Annotated in this window: 20 protein-coding genes; 10 read left to right on the forward strand and 10 right to left on the reverse strand. The window is 73.0% G+C overall.

Going from position 1 to position 24,358, the window contains the following annotated elements:
- Positions 1–45: 45 nt before the first annotated feature.
- Positions 46–2,856: a [protein-PII] uridylyltransferase gene (locus tag QWZ14_RS10415; protein ID WP_290316586.1), complete on the reverse strand. Its 2,811-nt coding sequence runs from the start codon at positions 2,854–2,856 to the stop codon at positions 46–48.
- A 20-nt stretch (positions 2,857–2,876) separates the two neighbouring features.
- On the reverse strand, positions 2,877–5,516 hold the full coding sequence (gene mutS, locus QWZ14_RS10420; protein WP_290316587.1) for a DNA mismatch repair protein MutS: 2,640 nt from the start codon (positions 5,514–5,516) through the stop codon (positions 2,877–2,879).
- A 209-nt stretch (positions 5,517–5,725) separates the two neighbouring features.
- On the opposite strand from mutS, the gene QWZ14_RS10425 reads away from it, so the two are divergent.
- The 3 genes from QWZ14_RS10425 to QWZ14_RS10435 are packed head-to-tail and all read left to right on the forward strand — an operon-like array spanning position 5,726 to position 8,808.
- Entirely contained in the window at positions 5,726–8,047 is a 2,322-nt protein-coding gene (locus QWZ14_RS10425) for an NADP-dependent malic enzyme (RefSeq protein ID WP_290316588.1), read from the forward strand.
- 8 nt (positions 8,048–8,055) lie between these two features.
- Entirely contained in the window at positions 8,056–8,499 is a 444-nt protein-coding gene (locus tag QWZ14_RS10430) for a DUF488 domain-containing protein (protein WP_290316589.1), read from the forward strand.
- A 15-nt stretch (positions 8,500–8,514) separates the two neighbouring features.
- Positions 8,515–8,808 (forward strand): hypothetical protein, encoded by a 294-nt coding sequence (locus tag QWZ14_RS10435; protein ID WP_290316590.1) that lies wholly within the window; start codon positions 8,515–8,517, stop codon positions 8,806–8,808.
- Between the two features lie 250 nt (positions 8,809–9,058).
- Here the strand turns inward: QWZ14_RS10435 and coaBC are convergent, their stop codons facing one another.
- From coaBC to QWZ14_RS10475, 8 genes are all read right to left on the reverse strand, one after another.
- Complete coding sequence (gene coaBC, locus QWZ14_RS10440; protein ID WP_290316591.1) at positions 9,059–10,261, reverse strand: bifunctional phosphopantothenoylcysteine decarboxylase/phosphopantothenate--cysteine ligase CoaBC; 1,203 nt, start codon at positions 10,259–10,261, stop codon at positions 9,059–9,061.
- A 7-nt stretch (positions 10,262–10,268) separates the two neighbouring features.
- On the reverse strand, positions 10,269–11,147 hold the full coding sequence (locus tag QWZ14_RS10445) for a TauD/TfdA dioxygenase family protein (protein ID WP_290316592.1): 879 nt from the start codon (positions 11,145–11,147) through the stop codon (positions 10,269–10,271).
- An 84-nt stretch (positions 11,148–11,231) separates the two neighbouring features.
- On the reverse strand, positions 11,232–11,732 hold the full coding sequence (locus QWZ14_RS10450) for a universal stress protein (RefSeq protein WP_290316593.1): 501 nt from the start codon (positions 11,730–11,732) through the stop codon (positions 11,232–11,234).
- Positions 11,732–12,481 carry a TIGR02186 family protein gene (locus tag QWZ14_RS10455; RefSeq protein WP_290316594.1) on the reverse strand — a complete coding sequence of 250 codons (750 nt, stop codon included), beginning with the start codon at positions 12,479–12,481 and terminating at the stop codon, positions 11,732–11,734. Before QWZ14_RS10455 ends, QWZ14_RS10450 begins: the two co-directional genes overlap by 1 nt.
- On the reverse strand, positions 12,478–13,386 hold the full coding sequence (locus QWZ14_RS10460) for a sulfite exporter TauE/SafE family protein (RefSeq protein ID WP_290316595.1): 909 nt from the start codon (positions 13,384–13,386) through the stop codon (positions 12,478–12,480). The genes QWZ14_RS10455 and QWZ14_RS10460 overlap by 4 nt, the downstream gene beginning before the upstream one ends.
- Positions 13,387–13,677: 291 nt before the next feature.
- Positions 13,678–13,905, reverse strand: coding sequence for a hypothetical protein (locus tag QWZ14_RS10465; protein WP_290316596.1), 228 nt, complete (start codon positions 13,903–13,905; stop codon positions 13,678–13,680).
- Positions 13,906–14,154: 249 nt separating this feature from the next.
- Positions 14,155–14,823 carry an SDR family NAD(P)-dependent oxidoreductase gene (locus QWZ14_RS10470; RefSeq protein WP_290316597.1) on the reverse strand — a complete coding sequence of 223 codons (669 nt, stop codon included), beginning with the start codon at positions 14,821–14,823 and terminating at the stop codon, positions 14,155–14,157.
- Positions 14,824–14,890: 67 nt separating this feature from the next.
- A complete protein-coding gene (locus QWZ14_RS10475; RefSeq protein ID WP_290316598.1) occupies positions 14,891–16,021 on the reverse strand; it encodes a M20 family metallopeptidase in 1,131 nt (376 codons plus the stop codon).
- Between the two features lie 105 nt (positions 16,022–16,126).
- On the opposite strand from QWZ14_RS10475, the gene QWZ14_RS10480 reads away from it, so the two are divergent.
- The 7 genes from QWZ14_RS10480 to QWZ14_RS10510 all read left to right on the forward strand — a co-directional run bounded on the left by QWZ14_RS10480 (position 16,127) and on the right by QWZ14_RS10510 (position 24,358).
- On the forward strand, positions 16,127–16,570 hold the full coding sequence (locus QWZ14_RS10480) for a MaoC family dehydratase (RefSeq protein WP_290316599.1): 444 nt from the start codon (positions 16,127–16,129) through the stop codon (positions 16,568–16,570).
- Positions 16,567–17,496 (forward strand): bifunctional riboflavin kinase/FAD synthetase, encoded by a 930-nt coding sequence (locus QWZ14_RS10485; protein ID WP_290316600.1) that lies wholly within the window; start codon positions 16,567–16,569, stop codon positions 17,494–17,496. Before QWZ14_RS10480 ends, QWZ14_RS10485 begins: the two co-directional genes overlap by 4 nt.
- Positions 17,497–17,672: 176 nt before the next feature.
- Complete coding sequence (ileS, locus tag QWZ14_RS10490) at positions 17,673–20,462, forward strand: isoleucine--tRNA ligase (protein ID WP_290316601.1); 2,790 nt, start codon at positions 17,673–17,675, stop codon at positions 20,460–20,462.
- Positions 20,459–20,953: a signal peptidase II gene (gene lspA / locus QWZ14_RS10495; protein ID WP_290316602.1), complete on the forward strand. Its 495-nt coding sequence runs from the start codon at positions 20,459–20,461 to the stop codon at positions 20,951–20,953. The genes ileS and lspA overlap by 4 nt, the downstream gene beginning before the upstream one ends.
- Positions 20,950–21,537, forward strand: a complete 588-nt coding sequence (locus tag QWZ14_RS10500; RefSeq protein WP_290316603.1) for a DUF3035 domain-containing protein — start codon at positions 20,950–20,952, stop codon at positions 21,535–21,537. The genes lspA and QWZ14_RS10500 overlap by 4 nt, the downstream gene beginning before the upstream one ends.
- Positions 21,538–21,671: 134 nt before the next feature.
- Positions 21,672–23,081, forward strand: coding sequence for a M16 family metallopeptidase (locus QWZ14_RS10505; protein WP_290316605.1), 1,410 nt, complete (start codon positions 21,672–21,674; stop codon positions 23,079–23,081).
- Positions 23,078–24,358 carry a M16 family metallopeptidase gene (locus QWZ14_RS10510; protein WP_290316607.1) on the forward strand — a complete coding sequence of 427 codons (1,281 nt, stop codon included), beginning with the start codon at positions 23,078–23,080 and terminating at the stop codon, positions 24,356–24,358. The genes QWZ14_RS10505 and QWZ14_RS10510 overlap by 4 nt, the downstream gene beginning before the upstream one ends.

Below are 24,358 nucleotides of genomic sequence, written 5' to 3' on the forward strand. Positions count from 1 at the left end.
GGCGCCATCCCGGGTTTGCGCCCTATTTCAGGAAGGACGGGCCGCTCAGCCCGGGTCAGCCGCGGCGCGGGGGGCGGCGGGGGCGCCGCCCTCGCCGGCCGGCGGCGCCAGGGCCGCCTCCATCGCATCCCGCAGGGTATGCAGCTTGCGCTCGTTCTCGACCTTCAGCCCGAAGACGTCCTTCACGTAGAAGACGTCCACCGCCCGCACCCCGTAGGTGGTGATATGCGCGCTGGCGATCTGCAGGCCCTGGTCGCTGATGGCGGCGGTCACGTCGTGCAGCAGGCCCGGGCGGTCGCGGCCGTTCACCTCGATGACCGTGTGGGTATTGCTGGCGTGGTTGTCGAAGACCACGCGCGGCGGCACCGTCACGGCCCGCAGCCGGGCCGGCTCGCGCCGCACCTTGCGGATCTCGTCGCGCAGCCGCAGCCGGCCCGACAGCGCCTGCTCGATCAGCACCGAAAGCCGCGCCAGCCGGTGCGGCTGCTCGAAGGCGCCGCCGGCGGCGTCCTGCACCCAGAAGGTGTCGAGCGCCATGCCGTTGGTGAGGGTGTGGATCCGGGCATCGACGATCGAGGCCCCGGCGACCGCGAGCGCCCCGGCGATGCGGCTGAACAGCCCCGGATGGTCGGCGGCATAGACGGTGATCTCGGTCACCGCGCGGGATTCGAGCACCCGGGTCCGCACCGTCAGCGGCGCGCCGACCGCCTCCGCGTCGAGGATCAGCGAGGCATGGCGGGCATGGGTCTCGGCATCGAAGGAGAGCCAGTAGCCGGGATAGCCCAGGGAGAGGAATTTCGCCCGGTCCGCCGCCGGCCAGGCCTCCAGCATGGCGCCGGCGGCGTCGCGGGCGCGGGCCACCCGCACGTCGCGCTCCGGCACCGAGAGCCCGCCGGCCAGCACCTCCGCCACCCGCCAGTAGACCTCGCGCAGCAGGGTCGCCTTCCAGCCGTTCCAGACCCGCGGGCCGACCGCCCGCATGTCGCAGACCGTCAGCACCAGCAGCAGCCGCAGGCGTTCCGGCGACTGCACCAGGTCGGCGATGTCGAGGATGGTCTTGGGGTCCTCGATGTCCCGCTTGAAGGCGGTCTGGCTCACCAGCAGGTGGTGCAGGACGAGCCAGGAGACGGTCTCCGTCTCCTCCGGGTTCAGGCCGAGCCGGGGACAGAGCTCGGTGGCGATGCGGGCGCCGAGCTCGGAATGGTCGCCGCCGCGGCCCTTGGCGATGTCGTGCAGCAGCGCCGCCATGTAGAGCGCCCGGCGGGACTGCAGCTGGCCGATCAGCTCGCTGGCGACCGGGGCGACCTCGGCGAGCTCGTTCCGCTCGATCTGCTGCAGGACGCCGATCGCCTCGATCGTGTGCTCATCGACGGTGAACACGTGGTAGGTGTCGAATTGCATGAGCCCGACGATGCGGGCCCAGTCGGGGATGAAGCGGGAGAGGAAGCCCGTCTCGTTCATCAGCCGCAGCCAGAGCGCGGCGTCGCGGCCGGTCAGGATGTCGAGGAACAGCGCATTCGCTTCCGGCTGCCCGCGCAGGTCGGCCGCATGGTAGGCGTTGCGGATCAGCGCCCGGATGGCGAGGGGATGGATCTCCAGCTTGCGGTCGCGCGCCGCCTTGACGATGCGGAGCATCAGCACCGGCTCGCGGGAGAAGTCCCGGTTCGGCGGCGCCGCCACCAGCTTGCCGTCGGCCAGCGCCAGCCCGGCCTCGGCCAGCGCCGCGTCACCCTGGCGGCGGACCGCGGGGGGGCCGAGCGCCGCCCGCTCGATCGCCGGCTCCAGCACCCGGGTCAGGCGGAGCACGTCGCGCACCGTCAGGAACAGGTGCTTCATGAAGCGCTCGACGCCATCCTGCCGGCCGCGCGGCGTATAGCCCATGCGGGCGCCGACCACCGGCTGGAAGTCGAAGGTCAGGCGTTCCTCGGCCCGGCCGGCGACGTAGTGCAGGTGGAAGCGGACGGTCCAGAGGAAGTTCCAGGCGCGGCGGATGGCGCGGGCCTCGTGCTCGGTCAGCAGGCCGCCGCCGGGGCTCTCGGCGCCGACCAGCTCCGGCATGCGCTGGGTGCCGAAGGCGTAGCGGGCCAGCCAGTAGAGGGTCTGCAGGTCGCGCAGCCCGCCGCGGCCTTCCTTGACGTTCGGCTCCACCAGGAAGGGGCTGTCGCCGTAGCGGGCGTGGCGGCCGGCCCGCTCGGTCCGCTTGGCCGAAAGGAAGGGGGCGAGGCCGCGGTCCTTCCTGGACCTGTCGAACACGACCAGGAAGCGCTCGAAGACCGGCTTCTCGCCGACCAGGAAGCGGGCATCGACCAGGGCGGTCAGCACGGTCGCGTCGCGGCCGGCCTCCTCCATGCAGTCGCGGATGCTGCGGGTCGCGTGCCCGACCTTCAGCCCGAGGTCCCAGAGCAGGTACAGGATGAACTCGACCACCCGCTGGGTGCGCGGCCCGGCCTGCTGGTCGGTCAGGAACAGCAGGTCGATGTCGGAATAGGGCGCCAGCACGCCGCGGCCGTAGCCGCCGGTGGCGACCAGGGCGAAGGGCGCTTCCGCTTCCTCGGCCGGGCTGCGCGGCGGGACCATGGCGAGGGCATAGCTCTGGATCGCCAGCATCACCCCGTCGGTCAGCGCCGCCAGCCAGCGGGCCGCCGGCAGGCCCGGCAGTTCCTGGGTCTCGAAGGCCTCCTGGACCCGGCCCTGGATCCGGCCGAGATGGCTGCGCAGCAGGTCGAGCGCCGCCTCGCGGCGGATCGGGCCCGCCAGGAGGTCGGCGATCAGGTCGGGGATTACCCCGGGTGCATCGGCCAACGCCGTGGGGCGTGGGGCCGAGCCCCGGGCGGGATAGGTCGCCGCGGCTGTCATATCTTCAAGCCTAACGCCACTCATGCGCCGTTGACAGCGCCATCCATGAGGCTGCGGAGACGATAAATCATCTCCTGTGCCTCCCGCGGCGACAAACTGTCCGGATCGAGGGCAGCCAGCGCCTCCAGGGCCGGGTGTTGCTCAACCGGAACGGGTGCCGGAGGCGTGGCCACACCGGCGGCGGGGCGCGAGAACAGCGGCAGCTCGTCCGACAGCGGGTCGAGGCCGCGCGCCCGGGCCTCGAGCGAGGCCAGCACCTGCCCGGCGCGGTGCAGCACCGCGCGGGGCACGCCGGCCAGCCTGGCGACATGGATGCCCCAGCTCTTCTCGGCGGTGCCGGGGCCGACCGCATGCAGGAAGACCACCTCCCCCTTCCATTCCCGCACCCGCATGGTGGCCGGCACCAGCTCGGGCAGCTTGCCGGCGAGTGCCGTCAGCTCATGGAAATGGGTGGCGAAGATGGTCCGGCAGCGGGTGCGGTCGTGCAGCGCCTCCAGCACCGCCCAGGCGATCGCCAGCCCGTCCCAGGTGGCGGTGCCGCGGCCGACCTCGTCCAGCACCACCAGCGATCGCGGGCCGGCGAGGTTCAGGATGGCGGCGGTCTCGGCCATCTCGACCATGAAGGTGGAGCGGCCGCCGGCGATGTCGTCGGCGGCGCCGACGCGGGAAAACAGCCGGTCGGTCAGCCCCAGCCGGGCCGCCTCGGCCGGGACGAAGAGCCCGGCCTGGGCCAGCACCACGAACAGCGCGTTCTGCCGCAGGAAGGTGGACTTGCCGGCCATGTTGGGGCCGGTCAGCAGGCAGATGCGGCGGCCGGGCGAGAGGTCGCAGTCGTTGGGCACGAAGGCGCCCGAGCGGTTGCGAGCCAAAGCGGCGGCGACCACGGGGTGGCGTCCGCCGGTGATGGCGAAATCCGGCCGCTCGGTCAGCTCCGGCCGGCACCAGCCGCCGCCGCTGGCCAGCTCGGCGCTGGCGGCGTGGATGTCCACCTCGGCCAGGGCCTCCGCCGCGCGGGTGATGCCGGCCGCCGCCGCCAGGCAGAGGTCGCGCAGGTGCCGGGTGACGAGCTTCTCCCGCCGGGCGGCCTGGTCGGCGGCCTCGGCCAGCCGGCGGTCGAGCCCGGCCAGCGCGGCGCAGGTGAAGCGGTGGCCGTTCGCCATGGTCTGGCGATGGATCGGGGCGAATTCGCCGCCTGCCCCGGCCGGGGCCTCGCGCAGCAGCTTCTCCCCGGCGGCGGCGGGCAGCTCGGCGAGGTAGCCGAACTGCTGGTGGTGGCGGATCTTCAGCGCGGCGACGCCCCAGGCCTGGCAGAGATCCAGCTGAAGGGCGGCGATGGCGCCGCGGGCGTCGTCGCGCAGCCGCCGCAGCCCGTCGAGCTGGCCGTCGTAGCCGGCGGCGACGATGCCGGCATCGTCGAGCCGGGCGGGCAGGCTCTCGGCCAGGGCGCTGGCCAGCTCGGGTCCCGGGTCGGGCGCCGGGCGCAGGGCCCGCGCGGCGTCGCGCAGCAGCGGCGGGATGGCGTCGAGCCCCCCCGGATGGTCCAGCGCCTCGGCGATCAGCCCGGCGCGGGCGAGGCCGTCGCGGATCGCGGCGAGGTCGCGCGGGGCGAAGCGGTCGAGCGCCAGCCGGGCCAGGGCGCGGGCCATGTCCGGGGCGCCCTTCAGGGTGCCGCGCAGCGAGGCGCGCAGCGCCGGGGCGGCGAGCAGGGCGGCGACCGCGTCGTGCCGGGCGAGGATGGGCGCCGGATCGGCCAGCGGGCAGGCGAGGCGGGCGGCGAGCAGGCGCCCGCCGGCCGCGGTCATGCTGCGGTCCACCGCGCCGAGCAGGCAGTCCCGCGCGCCGCCGCGCTCGGCCCGCAGGATCTCGAGGCTGCGGCGGGTGGCGGCATCCATCTGCAGCACGCCCTGGGTGCCGCGCGGCACCGGCCGGGAGAGGTGGGCCAGCGCCCCGGCCTTCTGGGTGGCCTTCACGTAGTCCAGCGCCATGGCGGCGGCGGCGATCTCGGCCGGGTGGTATTCGCCGAAGCCATCGAGCGTCGCCAGCCCATAGGCCTCCGCCACGCGGCGGGTGCCGTCGCGCGGCGGAGACGTCTCCACCGCGCCGGCAAGGCCGAGGCTGGCGGGGGCCAGAACCTCGGCGGGTTCGAGCCGGGCGATCAGGGCGTGCAGGTCGGCCAGCGCCAGGGCCTCGGTCTCGAAGGCGCCGGTCGAGAGGTCGAGCCAGGCGGCGCCCAGCTTGTCCTCCTGCGGGGCCAGGGCCAGCAGCCAGGCCGGGCGGGCGGCCTCGAGCAGGGTCTCCTCGGTGACCGTGCCGGGGGTGACGAGGCGGACCACCTGGCGATGCACCGCCGGGGCGCGGCGGCGCTTGGCCTCCTCCGGCGTCTCCATCTGCTCGCAGATGGCGACCCGGAAGCCGCGGCGGATCAGCCGGGCGAGGTAGCTCTCATGGCTATGGGCGGGGACGCCGCACATGGCGATGCGCCGGCCCTGGTGCTCGCCGCGGTGGGAGAGGGCGATGTCGAGGGCCTCCGCGGCCGCCTCGGCATCGGCGAAGAACATCTCGAAGAAGTCGCCCATGCGGAAGAACAGCAGCGCATCGGGGTTCTCCGCCTTGGCGGCGAACCACTGGGCCATGGCCGGGGAGGCGCCCTCGGCGGTCATGGCCCGGGGTGTGGCACCTTGGGAGGCATCTCGGGCGGGGTCGGGCAAGCTGTCCATCGGCCGCAAGCTAGCCCGGATCGGCCCGGCTTCCATCCGTCCTTCGCACCCGCAAACCCGCGGCCTTTCGCTATGGCCGCATGGCTGCGAGACTGAAGCCTTCCGCGAGGCGGCCGCAGCGCCGCCAGGACCGACTGAAGGGCGAGACGAGTATGGACGACGCGCACAAGGGCACCATGCCCCCCATTTCGCTGGCGGATGTGCGCACCGCGCGGGTCACCCCGGAGGAGGCGCTGGCGCTGCACGCGGAAGGCCGCCCGGGCAAGCTGGAGATCCGGCTGACCAAGCCGCTGATCACCGCCCGCGACCTGTCGCTGGCCTATTCCCCCGGCGTGGCCGAGCCCTGCCTGCACATCGCCCGCGACCCGGCGCTGGCCTACGACTACACCTCGAAGGGCAATTTCGTGGCCGTCGTGTCGAACGGCACGGCGGTGCTCGGCCTCGGCAACCTCGGCGCGCTGGCGAGCAAGCCGGTGATGGAGGGCAAGGTCGCGCTGTTCAAGCGCTTCGCCGACGTCGACGGCATCGACCTCTGCATCGACACCGAGGACGTCGATGCCTTCGTCAACGCGGTCCGCTACCTCGGCCCGAGCTTCGGCGGCATCAACCTCGAGGACATCAAGGCGCCCGAGTGCTTCGTCATCGAGCAGCGGCTGCGCGAGCTGATGGACATCCCGGTCTTCCACGACGACCAGCACGGCACCGCCATCGTCGCCGCCGCCGGCCTGCTGAACGCGGTGCACCTGACCGGGCGGGCCCTGAAGGACACCACCATCGTCATCAACGGCGCCGGGGCCGCGGCGGTCGCCTGCGCCGAGCTGATGAAGGCGATGGGCGTGACGCCGCGCAACGTCATCATGTGCGACACCAAGGGCGTGGTCTACCGCGGCCGCACCGAGGGCATGAACCAGTGGAAGTCGGCCCATGCGGTCGATACCGAGGCCCGCACCCTGTCCCAGGCGATGGCCGGCGCCGACTGCTTCTTCGGCCTCTCGGTGAAGGGGGCGGTCACGCCCGAGATGCTGCGGGCGATGGCGGATAAGCCCATCATCTTCGCCATGGCCAACCCCGACCCCGAGATCACGCCCGAGGAAGCCAAGGCGGTGCGGCCGGACTGTATCATCGCGACGGGCCGGTCCGACTACCCGAACCAGGTCAACAATGTCCTCGGCTTCCCCTTCATCTTCCGCGGGGCGCTCGACGTCCGGGCCAGCACCATCAACGACGCGATGAAGGTGGCGGCGGCCGAGGCGCTGGCCATGCTGGCCCGCGAGGACGTGCCGGAGGAGGTGAACACCGCCGGCGCCGGCGCCGGCACCTCGCTGCGCTTCGGGCCGGACTACATCATCCCCAATGCCTTCGACCCGCGGCTGATCTCCCGCGTGCCGGTCGCCGTGGCGCGCGCGGCCATCGCCAGCGGCGTCGCCCGCAAGCCGATCGCCGACCTCGGCAAGTATGCCCGCGCCCTGGCCGGGCGGCTGGACGCGACCGCCAATGCGATGGAGCTGATCACCGAGCGGGTGCGGGCCAACCCGCGCACCGTGGTCTTCGCCGAGGGCGAGGAGGAGAAGGTCATCCGCGCCGCCATCGCCTTCCACAACTCCGGCTACGGCTCGCCGGTGCTGGTCGGGCGGGAGGACCGGATCCGGGCGACCCTGCTGACCCTCGGCGTGCCGCTGCCGGAGGGGATCACCATCCGCAACGCGCGCAACTCGGACAGCAACCGCCGCTACGCCGAGTACCTCTATGCCCGCCGCCAGCGCGAGGGCTTCCTGCTGCGCGACTGCCAGCGGCTGGTGAACCAGGACCGCAACGTCTTCGCCGGCTGCATGCTGGCGCTCGGCGATGCCGATGCCGTCGTCACCGGCGTGACCCGCAGCTACGCGGTGGCGCTCGAGGGCATCGCCACCGCGATCGACCCGGCGCCCGGCGGGGTGATGTTCGGGCTGACGCTGCTGCTGGCCCGCGTCTCCGGCACCGTCTTCGTCGCCGATACCGCCATCCACGAGCGGCCGGACGCGGCGACCTTGGCCGAGATCGCGGTGCAGTCCGCCGCCGCCGCGCGCCGGCTGGGGCACGAGCCGCGGGTCGCCTTCCTGTCCTTCTCCACCTTCGGCGATCCCAAGGGCCATATCCCCGGCAGCCTGCGGGAGGCGGTGCGGCTGCTCGACGAGCGCAAGGTCGACTTCGAGTACGACGGCGAGATGGCGGCCGACGTGGCGCTCGACCCCGCGCTGCGGGCCCGGCTCTATCCCTTCTGCCGGCTGACCGGGCCGGCCAACGTGCTGGTGATGCCCGGGCTGCACGCGGCGCATATCCTGACCAAGGCAGTGCCGCGGCTGACCAGCGGCACGGCGATCGGGCCGCTGCTGATGGGGCTGTCGCGGCCGGTGCAGATCGTGCCGATGGATGCCAGCGTGACCCAGCTGCTCGACATGGCCTGCCTCGCCGCGCATGCCGCGATCGCGCGCTAGGCCCGGGGGTGCGGCCGATCCTGACCATCGGCTACGAGGGGGCGACGCCGGCGCGGCTGATCGGCGCGCTGCGCGAGGCCGGGGTGCGGACGCTGGTCGACGTGCGGGCGCTGGCCAACAGCCGGCGGCCGGGCTTCGCCAAGACCGCGCTCGCCGCCGCCCTGGCCGAGGCCGGCATCGGCTACGAGCACCTGCGGGCGCTGGGCACGCCGGCGGCCGGGCGGGCGGCGGTGCGGGCCGGTCGCCCGGCCGAGATGCGGCGGATCTTCGGGGCGCACCTGGCCGGGGTGGAAGCCCAGGCGGCGCTGGCCGGGCTGACCCGGCGCGCGGGGCAGGAGACGATCTGCCTGCTATGCCTCGAGGCTGATCCGCTGCACTGTCACCGGACCCTGGTCGCCGAGGCGGTGGCGGCGGCCGGCGGCGCCACGGTGGGCCACCTGCACCCGGTCTGAGGAGCCTTTGTCGCGATGTCGCTTTGCCTCGTCCTGCATGACCTCGGCGCTGCGCCGGCGGCGGCGGAGAAAGTATTCTTCGAGGCGATCTTCGAGATTGCGCCCGAGCACTGGCCCGTCACGCCTCGGGCCACCCTGGTGGCCACCGGCGTCTCCCCGGCCTATCTACGCGACCACCTGCTGCGGGCGCTGAAGAAGGAAGGGGCGGAGGACGTGGTCCTGACCATCACCCGCGTGTCGCCGGATGCCGCCTGGCACAACCTGCCGGCGGCGGGCGAGGCTTGGCTGCGCGAGGTGCTGGAGGACTGAGCCCGGCCGGCCCCGGGTCAGCCGTGGCCGCGCATGTAGCGGCGTTCCGGCCGGTAGGAGAGCCAACGGCGGAGGCGGGTGACGAGGAACTGGAGCATGGAACAGGCTTCCGGCGCGGAGGCTGCGGGCGGGGTGCGAGGGGGGTTAACCACCTAGGTGGAAATCGCTCCCTCGCTGAAGACATCCTCGCGTAAAAGTGTTTCCTGTTCCTTGCGCCGCAGCAGTCTGAGACGTCTTGAGACGAATCAATTCACGCCAGGGTTGTGGCGATGCGCTCGGCGAGCCTGGCCGCCACCGCCGCCTTCGGCATCTCCGGCCAGTCCTCGACCCCGTCCGCGGTGACCAGGTGGATGCGGTTGGCGTCGCCGCCCATGACATCGCCCGAGACGTCGTTGGCCAGGATCCAGTCGCAGCCCTTGCGCTGCCGCTTGGCGACCGCGTGCTCCACCACCCGCTCGGTCTCCGCGGCGAAGCCGATGACCAGGCCGGGGCGCCGCGCATGGCGCGACAGGGTGGCGAGGATGTCGGGGTTCAGCGCCATGGTCAGGGTCGGCGCATCGGCGCCCGGCGCCTTCTTCAGCTTCTGCGTCGCCGCCTCCGCCACCCGCCAGTCCGCCACCGCGGCGGCCATGACGGCGATGTCGGCCGGCAGCGCGGCCTCGCAGGCAGCCAGCATCTCGCGGGCCGATTCGACGCGGCGGAGGGTGACCCCCGGCGGGTCCGGCACGGCGACCGGGCCGGAGACCAGGGTGACCCGGGCCCCGAGCGCGGCGAGCGCGGCGGCGATGGCATGGCCCTGCTTGCCGCTGCTCCGGTTGGCGATGTAGCGCACCGGGTCGATCGGCTCATGCGTCGGGCCGGAGGTCACCAGCGCGTGGCGGCCGGCGAGGGCACGGGACGCGGGGGCCAGCAGCCCGGCGACGGCGGCGAGGATCTCATCCGGTTCCGCCAGCCGGCCGGGGCCGCTTTCCGGTTCGGCCATGGCGCCCACGCCGGGGCCGACGACGCCGATGCCACGCGCGCGGAGCGTGGCGATGTTGGCCCGGGTCGCCGGATGGTCCCACATGGCGGGGTTCATCGCCGGCGCCACCAGCACCGGGGCGCGGGTCGCCAGCAGGATGGTGCTGGCCAGGTCGTCGGCCAGCCCGTTCGCCATCTTGGCCAGCAGGTCGGCCGAGGCGGGGGCGACCACCACCGCGTCCGGCGCCCGGGCCAGGCGGATATGGCCGATCTCGGCCTCGGCCGCCCAGAGGTCGTCGTGCACCCGCTGGCCGGTGATGCCGGCCAGGGCCTCCCGCGTCACGAAGCGGGCGCCGCCGGCGGTCAGCACGCCGGTGACGGCGGCGCCGGCCTTGCGCAGCAGCCGGGTCAGCTCCAGCGCCTTGTAGGCGCTGATGCTGCCGGAGACGATCAGCAGGATGCGGCGATCCGTGAGCCCAGGCGGGGTCAGCATAGCTGGGTCAGACCGGCCGGGCGCCCTTCACCGTGACGCGGTTGCCGTAGCGGCGATGCGGCCAGTAGTCCCACATCGCCCGGTGCTGGGCGCAGCGGTTGTCCCAGAAGGCCACCGAATTGGCCTGCCAGCGGAAGCGGCACTGGAACAGCGGGTTCTCCATGTGCTCGTACAGGTACCGCAGGATGCCCTCGCTCTCGTCGACCGGGATGCCGAGGATGCGGGTGGTGAAGCCCTTGTTCACGTAAAGCGCCTTCCGGCCGGTGACCGGATGGGTGCGGATCACCGGATGCTCGGCCCGCGGGTAGCGCGCCTTGTCCGCCACGCCGTCGTTGGCGAACATGCCGCGATAGACATGCTCCCCGTCGTGGATGGCGGTGAGGCCGGCGAGGTAGGCCTTCATCCGGTCCGACAGCGCCTCGTAGGCGGCGTACATGCTGGCGAACAGCGTGTCGCCGCCGGCCGGCGGGCATTCCTTGATGTAGAGGATGGAGCCCAGCGGCGGCTCCTCGTCGCAGGAGACGTCGGAATGCCAGCCCTCGCCATTGGCGCGGACCGACTGGGCATCCGCCTTGATGATCATCAGCTCGGGATGGCCGGGCTCGCTCGGCGCGGCCGGGTGCAGGTGGAGCGGGCCGAATTGGCGGCCGAAGTCGAGGTGTTGCTCCTGGCTCATGTGCTGGTCGCGGAAGAAGATGACCAAGTTCTCGGCCAGGGCGCGGTGGATCTCGTCCATCTGCCGGTTGGAGATGGGCCCGCCGAGGTCGACGCCGCTGATCTCGGCACCGATGACCGGGGTCAGCTTGTCGAGCCGGATGGTCTCGTAGGGCGCGCCGGCATCGCCGGCCTGCTTGATGCGGGGCCCGCTGAGGGCATTGAGGGACATTGGCGGTCTTTCCTTCCCTGGGCTTTGCCGGAAGCTAGACCCGCCGCGACCCGGGCGCCAAGCCCCGCGCGGGAGGGCGGCGCCTCAGGTGACCCGCTCCATCTCCTTGTCGTCGAGGTTCCCCGGGACGATGGTCATCGGCACCCGGACGCGGGAGGCGTAGCGCCCGGTCAGCGCCGAGATCAGCGGACCCGGCCCGCTGCTGTCCCCGGCCGAGGCCAGCACCAGGATCGAGATCCGCGGGTCCTCCTCGAGCAGGGCGAGCAGCTCGTCGCGCGGCTGGCCCTCGCGGATCATCAATATGGGCAGGCCGCCGGTGATCTCGTTCACCTGCGCGGCCAGGCCCGAGAGCAGCTTCTCCGCCTCGTCCCGCCGTTCCTCGGCCATCATGGCGCCGACGCCGGCCCATTCGGTCATGCCCTCGAGCTCGATGACCCGCAGCAGCATCAGCCGGCCGCCGCCGTTGCGGGCGCGCAGGCAGGCGTAGCGGAGCGCCACGGCGCGTTCCGGGCTGTCGTCCACCATCACCAGGAAGACGCGGTCCCGCTTGCTTGCCGCTTCCTGCTGTTCCCTGGTCTCGCCCATCAACCCCTCCGGAACAGGATGCTGCCGAGCCAGCCGGCGAGCGCCGCGAATATGATGCAGGCAAGCCCATAGATGAAAGGCTGGTCTTCGGCGACCGTCGCGATGCGGTCGGCGGTGCCGACGCGGTCCACCCGGAAGGCCAGCTCCTGCCGCGCCACGATCCGGCGGGAGCGGACCAGCAGCACCTCGACCCGGTAGTCGCCGGTCGGGACCGCGGCCGGTAGCGGCAGCCGGGCGTGGAACAGCCGGCTGCCGGCGATCTCGATGGCGGTCGTGTCCTCGACCCACATGCCGCTGCTGCTCTCGAGCCCGAGCAGCGCGGCGCGGAAGGCCGGGGAGCGGGCGCCGGTGCTGGTCAGCGGCAGGCTGTCGAGGCCGAGGCTGTTCCGCTGCCGCTCCTCCTCCGGCAGCAGCTGCCAGGCGGGCCGGGTGCCGGCGATGAAGTAGAAGCCGGGCACCCCGGCGAAGCGGGCCGAGGGGCCGTTGACCCAGAGGATGCCGAGCGCCGGCACCTTGCGGCGGACCACCACCGGCCGGGTCGGGCCGCGGGCGACCACCAGGATCTCGTCGCCGCCCGGGCCGATCGGCGTCTCGGTGCTGCCGAAGACCATGAGCGAGGCGCCGGTGAAGCCGGTGGTGACCTCGACCGCGGTCTGCGACAGCGCCACCACCAGCGGCGCGTCCTGCGCCGCCGCGCGGCCGGCCGGCAGCAGCAGCAGGAGCAGCAGCAGGACGGCGCGGCGGATCAAAGCGCCGGGCCGCTGCTGAACAGGTTGTCGGGCGTCCGCAGCAGCCCCCACAGCAGGCTCAGCGCGACCGAGAGCACCAGCAGGCCGAGCAGCGCCCGGGTCTCCTCGCCGCGCAGCCGGGTGCCCATGGCGGCGCCGAACTGCGCCCCGGCGACGCCGCCCAGCAGCAGCAGCATGGTCAGCAGGATGTCGACGGTGCCGAGCTGGACCGCCTGCAGCAGGGTGACGTTGGCGGCGACGAAGACGACCTGGAACAGCGAGGTGCCGATGACCACCGAGGTCGGCATGCCCAGCAGGTAGATCATCGCCGGCACCAGCATGAAGCCGCCGCCGACGCCCATCACCGCCGAGAGCACGCCGATGGCGAAGCCGACCACGAAGGGCGGGATGACCGAGATGTAGAGCCGGGACTTGCGGAACCGCATCTTGAGCGGCAGGCCGTGCATCCAGAAGTGGTCGTGCAGCTTGCGCTTCACGGCGCTGCGGCGGCGGCGGATGGCCCGCAGGCTCTCCATGACCATCAGGGCGCCGACGGTGCCGAGCACGACCACGTAGAACAGCGAGACCGCGAGGTCGACCTGGCCGATCCGCCGCAGCAGCGCGAAGAGCTGCACCCCCGCGAGCGAGCCGAGCACGCCGCCGACCAGCAGCACGCCGCCCATCTTGGCGTCGACGTTGCTCCGCCGCCACTGCGCGATGAGGCCGGAGACCGAGGCGCCGAGCGTCTGGTTGGCGCCGGAGGCGACCGCCACCGGGGCGGGAATGCCGATCAGGATCAGCAGCGGCGTGAGCAGGAAGCCGCCGCCGACGCCGAACAGCCCCGAGAGCCAGCCCACGCCGAAACCGATGCCCACCAGCAGCAGGGCATCCACCGACATTTCGGCGATGGGCAGGTAGACCTGCATCGCGGGATCCGCATCAGACGAAGGGCCGGTGAAGGCCGGGAAAGGGCAAGGCGAGGGATGCGCGGACCGCGGCCGGAACCACGGCGCGAGCCGGGTTTGGCCCGGGGGTGTGGCGGGAGCAAGGCACAAACACGCCCCGCCCCGCATTGCCCGGCGCAGTGTGCCCGGCGCGCAGCAAGCGATGCCCCGGCCATGCCGGCGCCGGGCCCGCGGGCAGCCCGGCGGACGGGCACCGGGCCCGTTGCCGGACCCGCGGTGGAGGCGGCCCCGCCTGGCGGGGGCCGGCCTCGATCAGTGCAGGCGGGCGCTGCGCGGCCGGGTTGGCGCCGCCGGATGCGGCGTGGCGGGGGTGGCGGCGGAGGGCATGAGCGAGGCGGCGAGCGCCGCGTGCCGCGCGGCCTCCGTGGCGCCGATGCGCAGGCACTCGGCCTCGACATAGGAGAGCATCAGGCGGAGCGCCGAATGGTCCGGAGTTTCAGGGTCAGCCTCAGCCTCGAAGGGCTCGATAGCGACGCGCATCCTGCAGGCTCCGGCTCACGTGATTGCTCGACACACATACTATTGACAGCACCAGACAGCAACACGGGATTCGTTCGGCGGTTGCGATGGATCTAGCGCTTGCCTGCGTTTAAGCTGGGTTTTATCAAGCACACGGTTACGTGAGCTTTCATGCTTGGGTTGATATTTGAACTACTGGTTGGGCGCTAACGCTGAAACATAAGATTCTGGTTGAGGCACCGCTGCCGCTCGCCGTTATTTGAAACTTGATTAAAATCTCTCAACCCAAGGGCGAAGTTCCAGCTCCGAACTCCAGGCGCTCCGCGGCTGGCGGATCAGCTGCAGGTAGCTCTCGGCGATCGCATCCGGGTCGAGCAGGCTCTGGTCGCCGCCGTCCGGCCGCCGGGCGCTGCGGATGCCGCCGTCGATGACGACATGCGCGACATGCACGCCCTGCGGGTGCAGCTCCCGCGCCGCGGATTGCGCCAGGCCGCGCAGCGCGAATTTCCCCATGGCGAAGGGGGCGCTGAGCGGGAAGCCCTTCACCCCGGCGCTGGCGCCGGTCAGCAGGATGGTGCCGCGGCCGGCCGCCAGCATGCGCCGCGCGGCCTGCTGCACCGCCAGGAAGGCGCCGAAGGCGCAGACCTGCAGGCTCTTCTGCACCTCGGCCGGATCGAGCCCGGCGATCGGCCCGCGGGTGCGGTAGCTGGGATTGTAGACCACCACCTCGGCATCGCCCTCGGCCGCGAACAGCGCGGCCATGGCGGCAGGATCCGCCGCATCGGTCGCGTGCCGGCTGGCGCCGGTCTCGGCCGCCAGGGCGGCCAGCTTGGCGATGTCGCGCGCCGCCAGCGCCACGGCATAGCCCTCCCGCGCCAGCCGCCGCGCCAGGGCTGCGGACAGGCCGTCGCCGGCACCGATGATCAGGGCTTTCGACATGGGTCACCTCCGGCCCGCAGCCTGGAGCCTGGCCGCCGCCCTGGCTATGCCCCGGCGGGCTGCCGCCTCAGCCCAGCGTCTCCAGCAGCTCGCACAGGGTCGCGCAGCGCGGCGCCAGGTCGGCCCAGCGGATGTGCTCCTCCGGCGCATGCGCCCCGGCGCCGGTGCAGCCGAGGCCGTCCAGGGTCGGGATGCCCATGACGGCGGTGAAATTGCCGTCCGAGCCGCCGCCGCGGTGCTGCTTCGGCAGCCGGTAGCCCTGGCGGGCGGCGATCTCCCGCGCCGTCTCGAACAGCGCCAGGCCGGCCGGGGTCTCGGGGAAGGGGGGTCGGTTCAGGCCGCCCTCGAGGGTGATGCGGATGCCGTCCTCCTCGATGCCGAGCGCCCTGATGGCGGTGACCACCTCCTCGGCCGCCTCCAGGCTCGGCGCCCGGAAGTCGATCCGGCAGCCGGCCTCGGGCGGGATGACATTGGGCCGGGTGCCGCCCCAGACCGGGGCGATGTTGGTGGTGATGCCGCGGTCGAGGTCGGTCAGCGCATGCACCGCCAGCACCAGCCGGGACATGGCCACCACGGCGCTGCGGCCCTCCGACCAATTGCCGCCGGCATGGGCGCTGCGGCCCTCGACGGAGACGCGGAAGCCGCCGGTGCCCTTGCGGCCGGTGACGCAGGCGCCCTGCGGCCCGCCCGCCGGCTCGGGGATCAGCACGGCGCAGGCGTCCCGGGCCGCGGCCTCGATCGGGGCGCGGCTGGTCGGGCTGCCGACCTCCTCGTCGGGCGTCAGCAGCAGGGTGATCGGGCGCTTCGTCCGCGTGCCCTGGCGCAGGATCTCCCGCACCGCGTGGAAGGCGAAGAAGCTGCCGGCCTTCATGTCGTAGATGCCGGGGCCATGGGCGCGGTCGCCCTCGACCCGCCAGGGCATGGATTTAGCGAGTGTCCCATGGTCCCAGACCGTATCCACGTGCCCGGCGACGACCAGCGGCGCGCCTTCCCCCGGGGTGCGGGCGATCAGCGTGTCGCCGTAGCCGTCGCGGCCGGCCAGCCGCTCGATCGCCGCGCCGACCCCGGCCAGCTCCGCCTGGCAGCGGTCCAGCAGGCCGTTGACCGCGCCGGCATCGGTGGTCGGCGTCTCATGCTCCACCCAGCCGCGAAGCTCGGCGAGGATGCGGTCGGAGGTGCCGATATCGGTCTGGGGCATGGTCGGGTCCTGCGGATGATCTTGCACTGTGGCCCCGCAGCGGCGCTTGTCCACCCGCGGCCCGGCCATTAGACCGGCCGGCGGCGGAACGGGAGCGGCAAGCTGATGTCGGACGGCATGTGTTTCGAGGACCTGACGGTCGGGCTGAAGGCCAGCTTCGGCAAGACCATCACCGAAGCCGACGTGGTGCTGTTCGCCGCGGTCACCGGGGATACCAACCCGATGCACCTCAACGCCGAATACGCCAAGACCACGGTCTTCGGCGAGCGCATCGCCCATGGGATGCTGGCGGCCGGGCTGATCACCAAGGTGCTCGGCACCCAGCTGCCCGGCCCCGGCACCATCTACATGTCGCAGACCCTGAAATTCCGCGCGCCCGTCCGCATCGGGGAGACGGTGACGGCGACCGTCGAGGTCATGGCGCTGCACCCAGAGAAGAACCGGGCCACCTTGCGCACGGTCTGCACGGTGCGGGGCGAGCCGGTGCTGGAAGGCGAGGCCTTCGTCTCCGTCCCCAGCCGCGCCAGCCGGCCCGCGACCGCCGGATGACCCAGCCCGTCGTCGTCACCCACCCCGGCCAGATCCCGGCCGGGCTGCGCGGCGCCACCGTGGCGCTGGGCAACATGGACGGGGTGCACCTGGGCCACCGGGCGGTGCTGGCCGCGGCGCATGCCGCCCGGCCCGAGGCGCCGCTGGCGGTGCTGACCTTCGAGCCGCATCCGCGCGAGCATTTCCGCCCCGATGACCCGCCGTTCCGGCTGACCCTGCTGCCCGCCAAGGCGGCGGCGTTGGGCGAGCTGGGTGCGGCCCTGGTCGTCGCGCTACCCTTCGATGCGGAGCTCGCCGCGATGCCGGCGGAGCGCTTCTTCCGAGACGTGCTGCGCGAAGGGCTGGGCGCGGTGCACCTCTCCTGCGGCCAGGACTTCGCCTTCGGCCACCGCCGTGGCGGCGATGCCGGCACCCTGACCCGGCTGGCCGAGGCGGCCGGGATCGGGCTGACCGTGGTGCCGCCGCTGGTCGATGGCCAAGGTCCGATCTCCTCCACCCGCATCCGCCGCGCCCTGCAGGATGGCTACCCCGAGCGGGCCACGGCCATGCTGGGCCGGCCCTGGGAGATCCGCGGCGAGGTGGTGCATGGCGACAAGCTCGGCCGGGTGCTGGGCTGGCCGACCGCCAACCTCTGGATGGGGCGCTACCTGGAGCCGGCGCGCGGGGTCTATGCCGTGACGGTGGTGCTGCCGGATGGGCAGGAGGTGAAGGGCGTCTCCAACATCGGCCGCCGCCCGACCCTCGGCGGCGACCCGCAGACCCGGCTGGAGACCTATATCTTCGACTGGTCCGGCGACCTCTATGGCCAGGAGATCGGCATCCGGCTGCGGCACTTCCTGCGGGCCGACGCGAAGTTCGATGGGCTGGAGGCGCTGAAGGCCGCCATCGCCCGGGATGCGGCGGATGCGCGGGCGGTGCTGGGCTAGCCGGCGTGCTTGACCCGCCGGCCCTCTCCTCCGCATAAGCCTGCCATGTTTCTCCCGCAGGCCATGCCGCGAATTACTGGCCCGGCCCTCCCCTGAGGGCCGGGACCCCGCGCGCCTGCCCCCCCGACTTGCCCCCGCTGACCCGCCCCGCACCGCCGGCGGCCGGAGATCACCCGATGACCGACACCCCCGCAGAAGCCCCGACCCGCGACTACCGGGGCACCGTATTCCTGCCGCAGACCCCCTTCCCGATGAAAGGCGACCTGCCGAAGCGGGAGCCGCAATGGCTGGAGCGCTGGCAGAGGCTGGACCTCTGGGCGACGCTGCGGGCGCGCTCCGCCGGCCGGCCGCCCTTCATCCTGCACGACGGCCCGCCCTATGCGAACGGGCCGCTGCACATCGGCCACGCGCTCAACAAGATCCTGAAGGACGTCATCAACCGCGCCGCCCAGATGTCGGGCTTCGACGCGGACTACGTCCCGGGCTGGGACTGCCACGGCCTGCCGATCGAATGGAAGGTCGAGGAGGAGTACCGCAACCCCAAGGGCAAGTACCAGGGCGGCCGCGGCAAGGATGCGGTGCCGGTGCTGGAATTCCGCGCCGAGTGCCGCGCCTATGCGGCGCAGTGGCTCGACGTGCAGCGCGAGGAGTTCATCCGCCTCGGCGTGGCCGGCGACTGGGCGCGGCGCTACGCGACCATGGACTTTCCCTCCGAAGCGCTGATCGCCGGCGAGATCGGCAAGTTCCTGATGAACGGCTCGCTCTATCGCGGGCTGCGGCCGGTGATGTGGAGCCCGGTCGAGAAGACCGCATTGGCCGAGGCCGAGATCGAGTATCACGACCATGTCTCGCCGACGTTGTGGGCGCGGTTCCGCCTGGTCGCGGCACCTTCGGATCTGCTCGGCGCCAGCGTGGTGATCTGGACCACCACGCCCTGGACCATCCCGGCCAACCGCGCCGTCGCCTATGGGCCGGAGATCGACTACGCGCTGGTGCATGTCGAGGCCGTCGGCGAGGGCAGCCACCTCGTGCCCGGCGAGACCCTGCTGGTCGCGCTGCCGCTGCTGCCGCAGTTCGAGAAGGACGCGAAGCTCGGCGCCCACAGCATCCGGCGCGTGGTCAAGGGCGCCGAGCTGGAAGGCGCGATCGCCGCCCATCCGCTGCGCGGCGCCGGCTACGACTTCGACGTGCCGCTGCTGCCCGGCGACTTCGTCACCACCGAGGCCGGCACCGGCTTCGTCCATATCGCCCCCAGCCATGGCGAGGACGACTTCAACCTCGGCCGCGCGCACAACTTGCCGGTGCCGGAGACGGTGGCCGACGACGGCACCTTCACCCATTGGGCGCCGGGCTTCGAGGGGCTGCACGTCTTCAAGGCCCACGACGCCATCTACGCCGCCTGCGAGGCGGCCGGGACGCTGGTGGCGAAGGCGAAGCTGAACCACAGCTACCCCCATAGCTGGCGCTCGAAGAAGCCGGTGATCTTTCGCGCCACGCCGCAGTGGTTCATCGCCATGGACGACGCGAACGCCATCCGCGCCAAGGCGCTGGCGGCCATCGACGCGACGCATTTCGTCCCCGACCAGGGCCGCAACCGCATCGGCAGCATGGTCGCGGCGCGGCCCGACTGGTGCATCAGCCGGCAGCGCGCCTGGGGCGTGCCGATCACGGTCTTCGTCGACCGCCAGACCGGCGAGCCGCTGCGCGACCCGGCGGTGATGGAGCGCGTGCTCGCCGCCTTCGCCGCGGAAGGCGCCGATGCCTGGTACCAGCCCGGCGCCGCCGCGCGGTTCCTCGGCGAGGACCGCGACCCCGCGGCCTACGAGCAGGTGATGGACATCGTCGACGTGTGGTTCGAGAGCGGCTCGACCCATGCCTTCGTGCTGCGCGCCCGCGGCATGCCCTTCCCGGCCGACCTTTATCTTGAAGGCTCGGACCAGCATCGCGGCTGGTTCCATTCCTCGCTGCTCGAGAGCATCGGCGCCAATGGCGTGCCGCCCTTCAAGGCGATCCTGACGCATGGCTTCGTGCTGGACGAGGCCGGGCGGAAGATGTCGAAGTCGCTCGGCAACGTCACCGCCCCGCAGGAGGTGACGAAGCAGTACGGCGCCGACATCCTGCGGCTCTGGGTGATGAACGCCGATACCGCCGACGACCTCCGCATCGGCAAGGAGATCCTGAAGCAGCAGGCCGAGCTGTACCGGCGGCTGCGCAACACCCTGCGCTGGCTGCTCGGCAACCTCGATGGCTTTGATGCGGCGGAGACGGTGCCCCATGCCGAGCTGCCGGAGCTGGAGCGCTGGGTGCTGCACCGGCTGACCGAGCTGGACGCGCGGCTGCGCAAGGCGGTGCGGGACTACGACTGGACCGGCGTCTACCCGGACATCCACGGCTTCTGCAGCACCGACCTCTCGGCCTTCTACTTCGACATCCGCAAGGACGCGCTGTACTGCGACGCGGCCGACAGCCACCGCCGCCGCAGCGCCCGGACGGTGCTCGACGTGCTGCACCGCTGCCTCTGCGCCTGGCTGGCGCCGGTGCTGGCCTTCACCGCCGAGGAAGCCTGGCTGTCCCGCTTCCCGAGCGAGACCGACAGCGTGCACCTGCACGACTTCCCGGTGCTGCCGGCGGAATGGCGGGACGAGGCGCTGGCCGGGCGCTGGGCCGCGCTGCGCGCGACCCGCGCCACCGCGACCGGCATGCTGGAGGAGCTGCGCCGCTCCGGCGAGATCGGCTCCTCGCTGCAGGCCAAGGTCACGGTCGCGGCGGATGCCGGCTACGACCGGGCCTTCTGGGAGGAGATCCTCATCGTCTCCCAGGTGGAGCGGGCCGCCGCCGATGGCTTCGCGGTGGAAAAGGCCCCCGGCGCCAAATGCGACCGCTGCTGGCGCGTCCTGCCGGAGGTCGGCGCCTCCGCCGCCCACCCGACGCTCTGCCGCCGCTGCGAAGCCGTGGTCGGCGCATGATGCGGCTCGGCCTGCTGCTGGCCGCGCTGCTGCTGGCGGCCGACCAGGCCAGCAAGTACTGGGTGCTGGAGGTCCTCGATCTGCCCAACCTGCGCTCGGTGCCGCTGTTCGAGGCCGGGCCGGTCGGGCTCAACCTCACCATGGTCTGGAACCGCGGGGTCACCTTCGGCCTGCTCTCGGGCGAGGGGCCGCTGAACCACATCATCCTGGCCCTGGTCGCCGCCGTCATCGCCGGCTTCCTGCTGCGCTGGCTGGCCAAGGCGGAGACCCGCGCGGTCGCCGCCGCCCTGGGCGCGGTCATCGGCGGGGCGATCGGCAACGTCATCGACCGCCTGCGCTTCGGCGCGGTGGTGGACTTCGTCGATGCCTATGGCTGGGGCTGGCACTGGTACGTGTTCAACATCGCCGATGCCGGGATCGTCTGCGGCGTCGGGGTGCTGCTGGCGGATGCCTTGTTCCGCCGCGCGCCCCCGGCTAAGGAAGCGGCATGAGGATGCGCCGCTTCCCAGGCTTCGCCCTGGTCCTGTCCAGCCTGCTCGTCGCCACCCTGGCGGGTTGCGGGGGCGATACCGCGCGGACCTTCGGCTTCACCCGGGACGCCCCGGATGAGTTTCAGGTGACCACCCGGGCCCCGCTGTCGATGCCGCCCGCGCTCGGCGGCAGCCTGCCGGTGCCGCGCCCCGGCGCCGACCGGCCGCAGGAGGTCTCGACCCGCGCCGCGGCCGAAGCCGCGCTGGTGCCGGGCTCGGTGCTCGGCGGCCCGGCCAGCGCGCCGCGCTCCTCGGGCGAGAGCGCGCTGCTCTCCCAGGCCGGCCGGCCGGTGGGGGACGACATCCGCCGCCGGGTGGACGAGGAAAGCCTGCGGCTGGACCAGCCGGAGCGGAGCCTGGTCGACCGCCTGATGTTCTGGCGCGGCCCGGACCAGCCCGGCGTCACCCTCGACCCCCGCCGCGAATCCCAGCGGCTGCGGGAGAATTCGGCGCTCGGCCGCGACGTGACCGAGGGCGAGACCCCGATCATCCAGCGCAGCCGCAGCAGCAACCCGATCACCAGCCTGTTCGAAAGCATCTTCTGAGGCGCCTGCGCCGCCGGGCCCGGTCGGGCCGGCGGCCGGCATGGCATTCCGGCGCCGAAACCGGCAGAGAGGGAATCGATCGCGGATCGCAAGCGGTGCTGGCGGGCAACCCCAGGCATCCCCACATCGGAGCAATGCCCAGCGTGACCCGCCGAACCGCCCTCCGCTCCGCCGCCGCCCTGCCGGTGGCCATCGCCGCCCCGCCGGCGCTGGCCCAGGTGGCCGCCCCCACCCCCGCCCCTGCCATCGTCCCGCCGCCGGACCGTCCGGTGGACCGGCCGCTGTTCGGCGCCACCAGCTGGACCATGCCCAACGGGCTGCGGGTGGTGCTGGCGGAAAGCCGGCGGGTGCCGGTGGTCTCGCACTACCTGTTCTATGCCGCCGGCGCCGGGGAGGATCCGGCCGGCCGGTCCGGCACCGCGCATTTCCTCGAGCACATGATGTTCAAGGGCAGCCGCAACGTGGCCCCCGGGGCGATGTCCCTGGTGGTGGCGCGGGAGGGCGGCCAGGACAACGCCTTCACCTCCCGCGATGTCACCGCCTACCACCAGACCGTCGAGGCCTCCCGCCTGCCGCTGGTGATGCGGATGGAGGCGGACCGCTTCGCCTTCCCGCTGCTGCCGGAGGCGACCGTGGACCCGGAACGCGCCGTGGTGCTCGAGGAGCGCGGCCAGCGCACTGGCAGCAACCCGCGCGCCCGCTTCTGGGAGGGCTTCGAGGCGGCGATGTGGGGGCCGCAGCACTGGCGCGGCCGCCCCATCATCGGCTGGGAGGAGGAGATCCGCGCCATCACCCTCGGCGACCTGCGCAGCTTCTTCGACACCCGCTACGCCCCCTCCAACGCCGTGCTGGTGGTCACCGGCGACGCCCGGGAGGCCCAGGTCAAGGCGCTGGCCGAGGAGCTCTACGGCGCCGTGCCGGCCCGCGCCGCCACCTTGCGCGACCGCGCCGCCCCCGGCCCGGTCGGCCAGCCCCGCTTCATCCAGCACGACCCGGCGGTGCGGGAGGCGAATTTCATGCGCGCCGCCCAGGCGCCCAGCCTGACCTGGGGCGAGACCCAGCACGCCTGGCCGCTCGAGGTGCTGGCGCATCTGCTCGGCAGCGGCCCGGGCAGCCGGCTGCACCATGCGCTGGTCGAGGGCGGCCTGGCCACCAGCGCCAGCGCCTCCTACGACAGCGAGACCATGGGGGTCGGCACCTTCAGCCTCTCGGCCACCTGCCGCGCCGGCGTCACCCCCGAGCAGCTCGAGGCGAAGGTGGATGCCACCATCGCCGCGCTGCTGCAGGACGGGCCGAGCGAGGCGGAATGCGCCCGCTCGATCCGCCAGCTCACCGCCGGGGCGCTGCTCTCGCTCGATGGCATCGGCGCCGCGCCGCGGATGCTGGGCGGCGTGCTGGCCATCGGCCTGCCGCTGGAGACGGTGGAATTCTGGCCACGCTACCTCCGGGCGGTGACCCGGCAGCAGATCACGGAGGCGGCCCGCGCGGTGCTCGGCAGCCCGGTGGGCACCACCGGCTGGCTGCTGCCGGGGGCGCCGGCATGACCGACCAGGCGACCGCGCCGCGGGAGGCCAAGGGCTTCTCCCTGCCGATCCAGGCCATCGAGGTCGAGGGCATCTCCGCCTGGCTGGTCGAGGACCAGTCGGTGCCGGTCGTCTCCATCGCCTGGTCCTGGGCGGGCGGGGCCGCGCTCGACCCGGAGGGCCAGGAAGGCGCCGCCGCCATGGCCGCGGCGCTGCTGACCGAGGGCGCCGGCCCGCTGCGCGCCACCGATTTCGCCGATGCCCTGCGCAACGAGGCGATCAGCCTGAATTTCTCCGCCGACCGGGACAGCCTCGAGGGCAGCTTCCGCAGCCTGGCCGATGCCCTGCCGGAGGCGCTGCGCCTCGCCCGGCTGGCCATGGTCGAGCCGCGGCTCGACGCCGATGCGATCGAGCGGGTGCGGGCCCGCGCCGTCGCCGGCGCCCGCCGCGCGCTGGAGACGCCGCGCGGCCAGGCCGGGCGCGCCTTCTGGGCCGCCGGCTTCCCCGGCCATTCCGCCGGCCGGCCCAGCGGCGGCACCGCCGACAGCCTGGCGGCGCTGCCGGCCGCGGCGATCCGCGCCGCGCTCGACCGGCAGGTCCGGCGGGACGGGCTGCTGGTCGCGGTCAGCGGCGCCATCACCGCCGATCAGTTGAAGGCGATACTGCCGCCGCTCTTCGCCGGGCTGCCGCCGGGCGCCCCGGCGGCGGTGCCGCCGCTGCCCGGCTTCCGCCATTTCGGCCAGCAGGTGCTGCCGGTGGCCTCGCCGCAATCCGCCGTGGTCTTCGGCCAGGACGGGCTGGCGGCGACCGACCCGGATTGGGAAGCCTCCCAGGTCATGCTGCGCATCCTGGCCGGCGGCGGCTTCACCTCCCGCCTCATGCAGGCGGTGCGGGAGCAGCGCGGCCTGGCCTATGGCATCGGCGCCGGGCTCGACCTGCTGTTCCACCACGGCGTCATCGTCGGCAGCGTCGCCACCGAGAATGCCCGGGTGGCGGAAACCCTCGCCGTCACCCGCGAGGAATGGGCCCGCATGGCCGCGGCCGGGCCGACCGCCGAGGAGCTGGCCGATGCGGTCGCCTTCCTCACCGGCTCCATGCCGCTCGCCTTCACCGACAGCCGCCGCGTCGCCAATACCCTGCTCACCCTGCGGCAGAACGACCGGCCGACCGACTGGCTGGCCAACCGCCCGGCCCGGCTGCAGGCGCTGACCCGGGACAAGCTGGCCCAGGTCGCGGCGCGGGTCCTGGCGCCGCGCGACCTCTCGGTGATCATCGCCGGGCAACCGGCGGGGCTCTGA

Origin of the sequence: Paeniroseomonas aquatica, from assembly GCF_030409335.1 — a bacterium.
Classification (GTDB): Bacteria; Pseudomonadota; Alphaproteobacteria; order Acetobacterales; family Acetobacteraceae; genus Belnapia; species Belnapia aquatica.

Excerpts from the sequence above, each read along its gene's own strand:
- QWZ14_RS10415 (WP_290316586.1), bottom strand. The coding sequence starts at position 2,856 with ATGACAGCCGCGGCGACCTATCCCGCCCGGGGCTCGGCCCCACGCCCC.
- mutS (WP_290316587.1), bottom strand. The coding sequence starts at position 5,516 with ATGACCGCCGAGGGCGCCTCCCCGGCCATGGCCCAGTGGTTCGCCGCC.
- QWZ14_RS10425 (WP_290316588.1), top strand. The coding sequence starts at position 5,726 with ATGGACGACGCGCACAAGGGCACCATGCCCCCCATTTCGCTGGCGGAT.
- QWZ14_RS10435 (WP_290316590.1), top strand. The coding sequence starts at position 8,515 with ATGTCGCTTTGCCTCGTCCTGCATGACCTCGGCGCTGCGCCGGCGGCG.
- coaBC (WP_290316591.1), bottom strand. The coding sequence starts at position 10,261 with ATGCTGACCCCGCCTGGGCTCACGGATCGCCGCATCCTGCTGATCGTC.
- QWZ14_RS10445 (WP_290316592.1), bottom strand. The coding sequence starts at position 11,147 with ATGTCCCTCAATGCCCTCAGCGGGCCCCGCATCAAGCAGGCCGGCGAT.
- QWZ14_RS10450 (WP_290316593.1), bottom strand. The coding sequence starts at position 11,732 with ATGGGCGAGACCAGGGAACAGCAGGAAGCGGCAAGCAAGCGGGACCGC.
- QWZ14_RS10460 (WP_290316595.1), bottom strand. The coding sequence starts at position 13,386 with ATGCAGGTCTACCTGCCCATCGCCGAAATGTCGGTGGATGCCCTGCTG.
- QWZ14_RS10465 (WP_290316596.1), bottom strand. The coding sequence starts at position 13,905 with ATGCGCGTCGCTATCGAGCCCTTCGAGGCTGAGGCTGACCCTGAAACT.
- QWZ14_RS10470 (WP_290316597.1), bottom strand. The coding sequence starts at position 14,823 with ATGTCGAAAGCCCTGATCATCGGTGCCGGCGACGGCCTGTCCGCAGCC.
- QWZ14_RS10475 (WP_290316598.1), bottom strand. The coding sequence starts at position 16,021 with ATGCCCCAGACCGATATCGGCACCTCCGACCGCATCCTCGCCGAGCTT.
- QWZ14_RS10480 (WP_290316599.1), top strand. The coding sequence starts at position 16,127 with ATGTCGGACGGCATGTGTTTCGAGGACCTGACGGTCGGGCTGAAGGCC.
- QWZ14_RS10485 (WP_290316600.1), top strand. The coding sequence starts at position 16,567 with ATGACCCAGCCCGTCGTCGTCACCCACCCCGGCCAGATCCCGGCCGGG.
- ileS (WP_290316601.1), top strand. The coding sequence starts at position 17,673 with ATGACCGACACCCCCGCAGAAGCCCCGACCCGCGACTACCGGGGCACC.
- lspA (WP_290316602.1), top strand. The coding sequence starts at position 20,459 with ATGATGCGGCTCGGCCTGCTGCTGGCCGCGCTGCTGCTGGCGGCCGAC.
- QWZ14_RS10500 (WP_290316603.1), top strand. The coding sequence starts at position 20,950 with ATGAGGATGCGCCGCTTCCCAGGCTTCGCCCTGGTCCTGTCCAGCCTG.
- QWZ14_RS10505 (WP_290316605.1), top strand. The coding sequence starts at position 21,672 with ATGCCCAGCGTGACCCGCCGAACCGCCCTCCGCTCCGCCGCCGCCCTG.
- QWZ14_RS10510 (WP_290316607.1), top strand. The coding sequence starts at position 23,078 with ATGACCGACCAGGCGACCGCGCCGCGGGAGGCCAAGGGCTTCTCCCTG.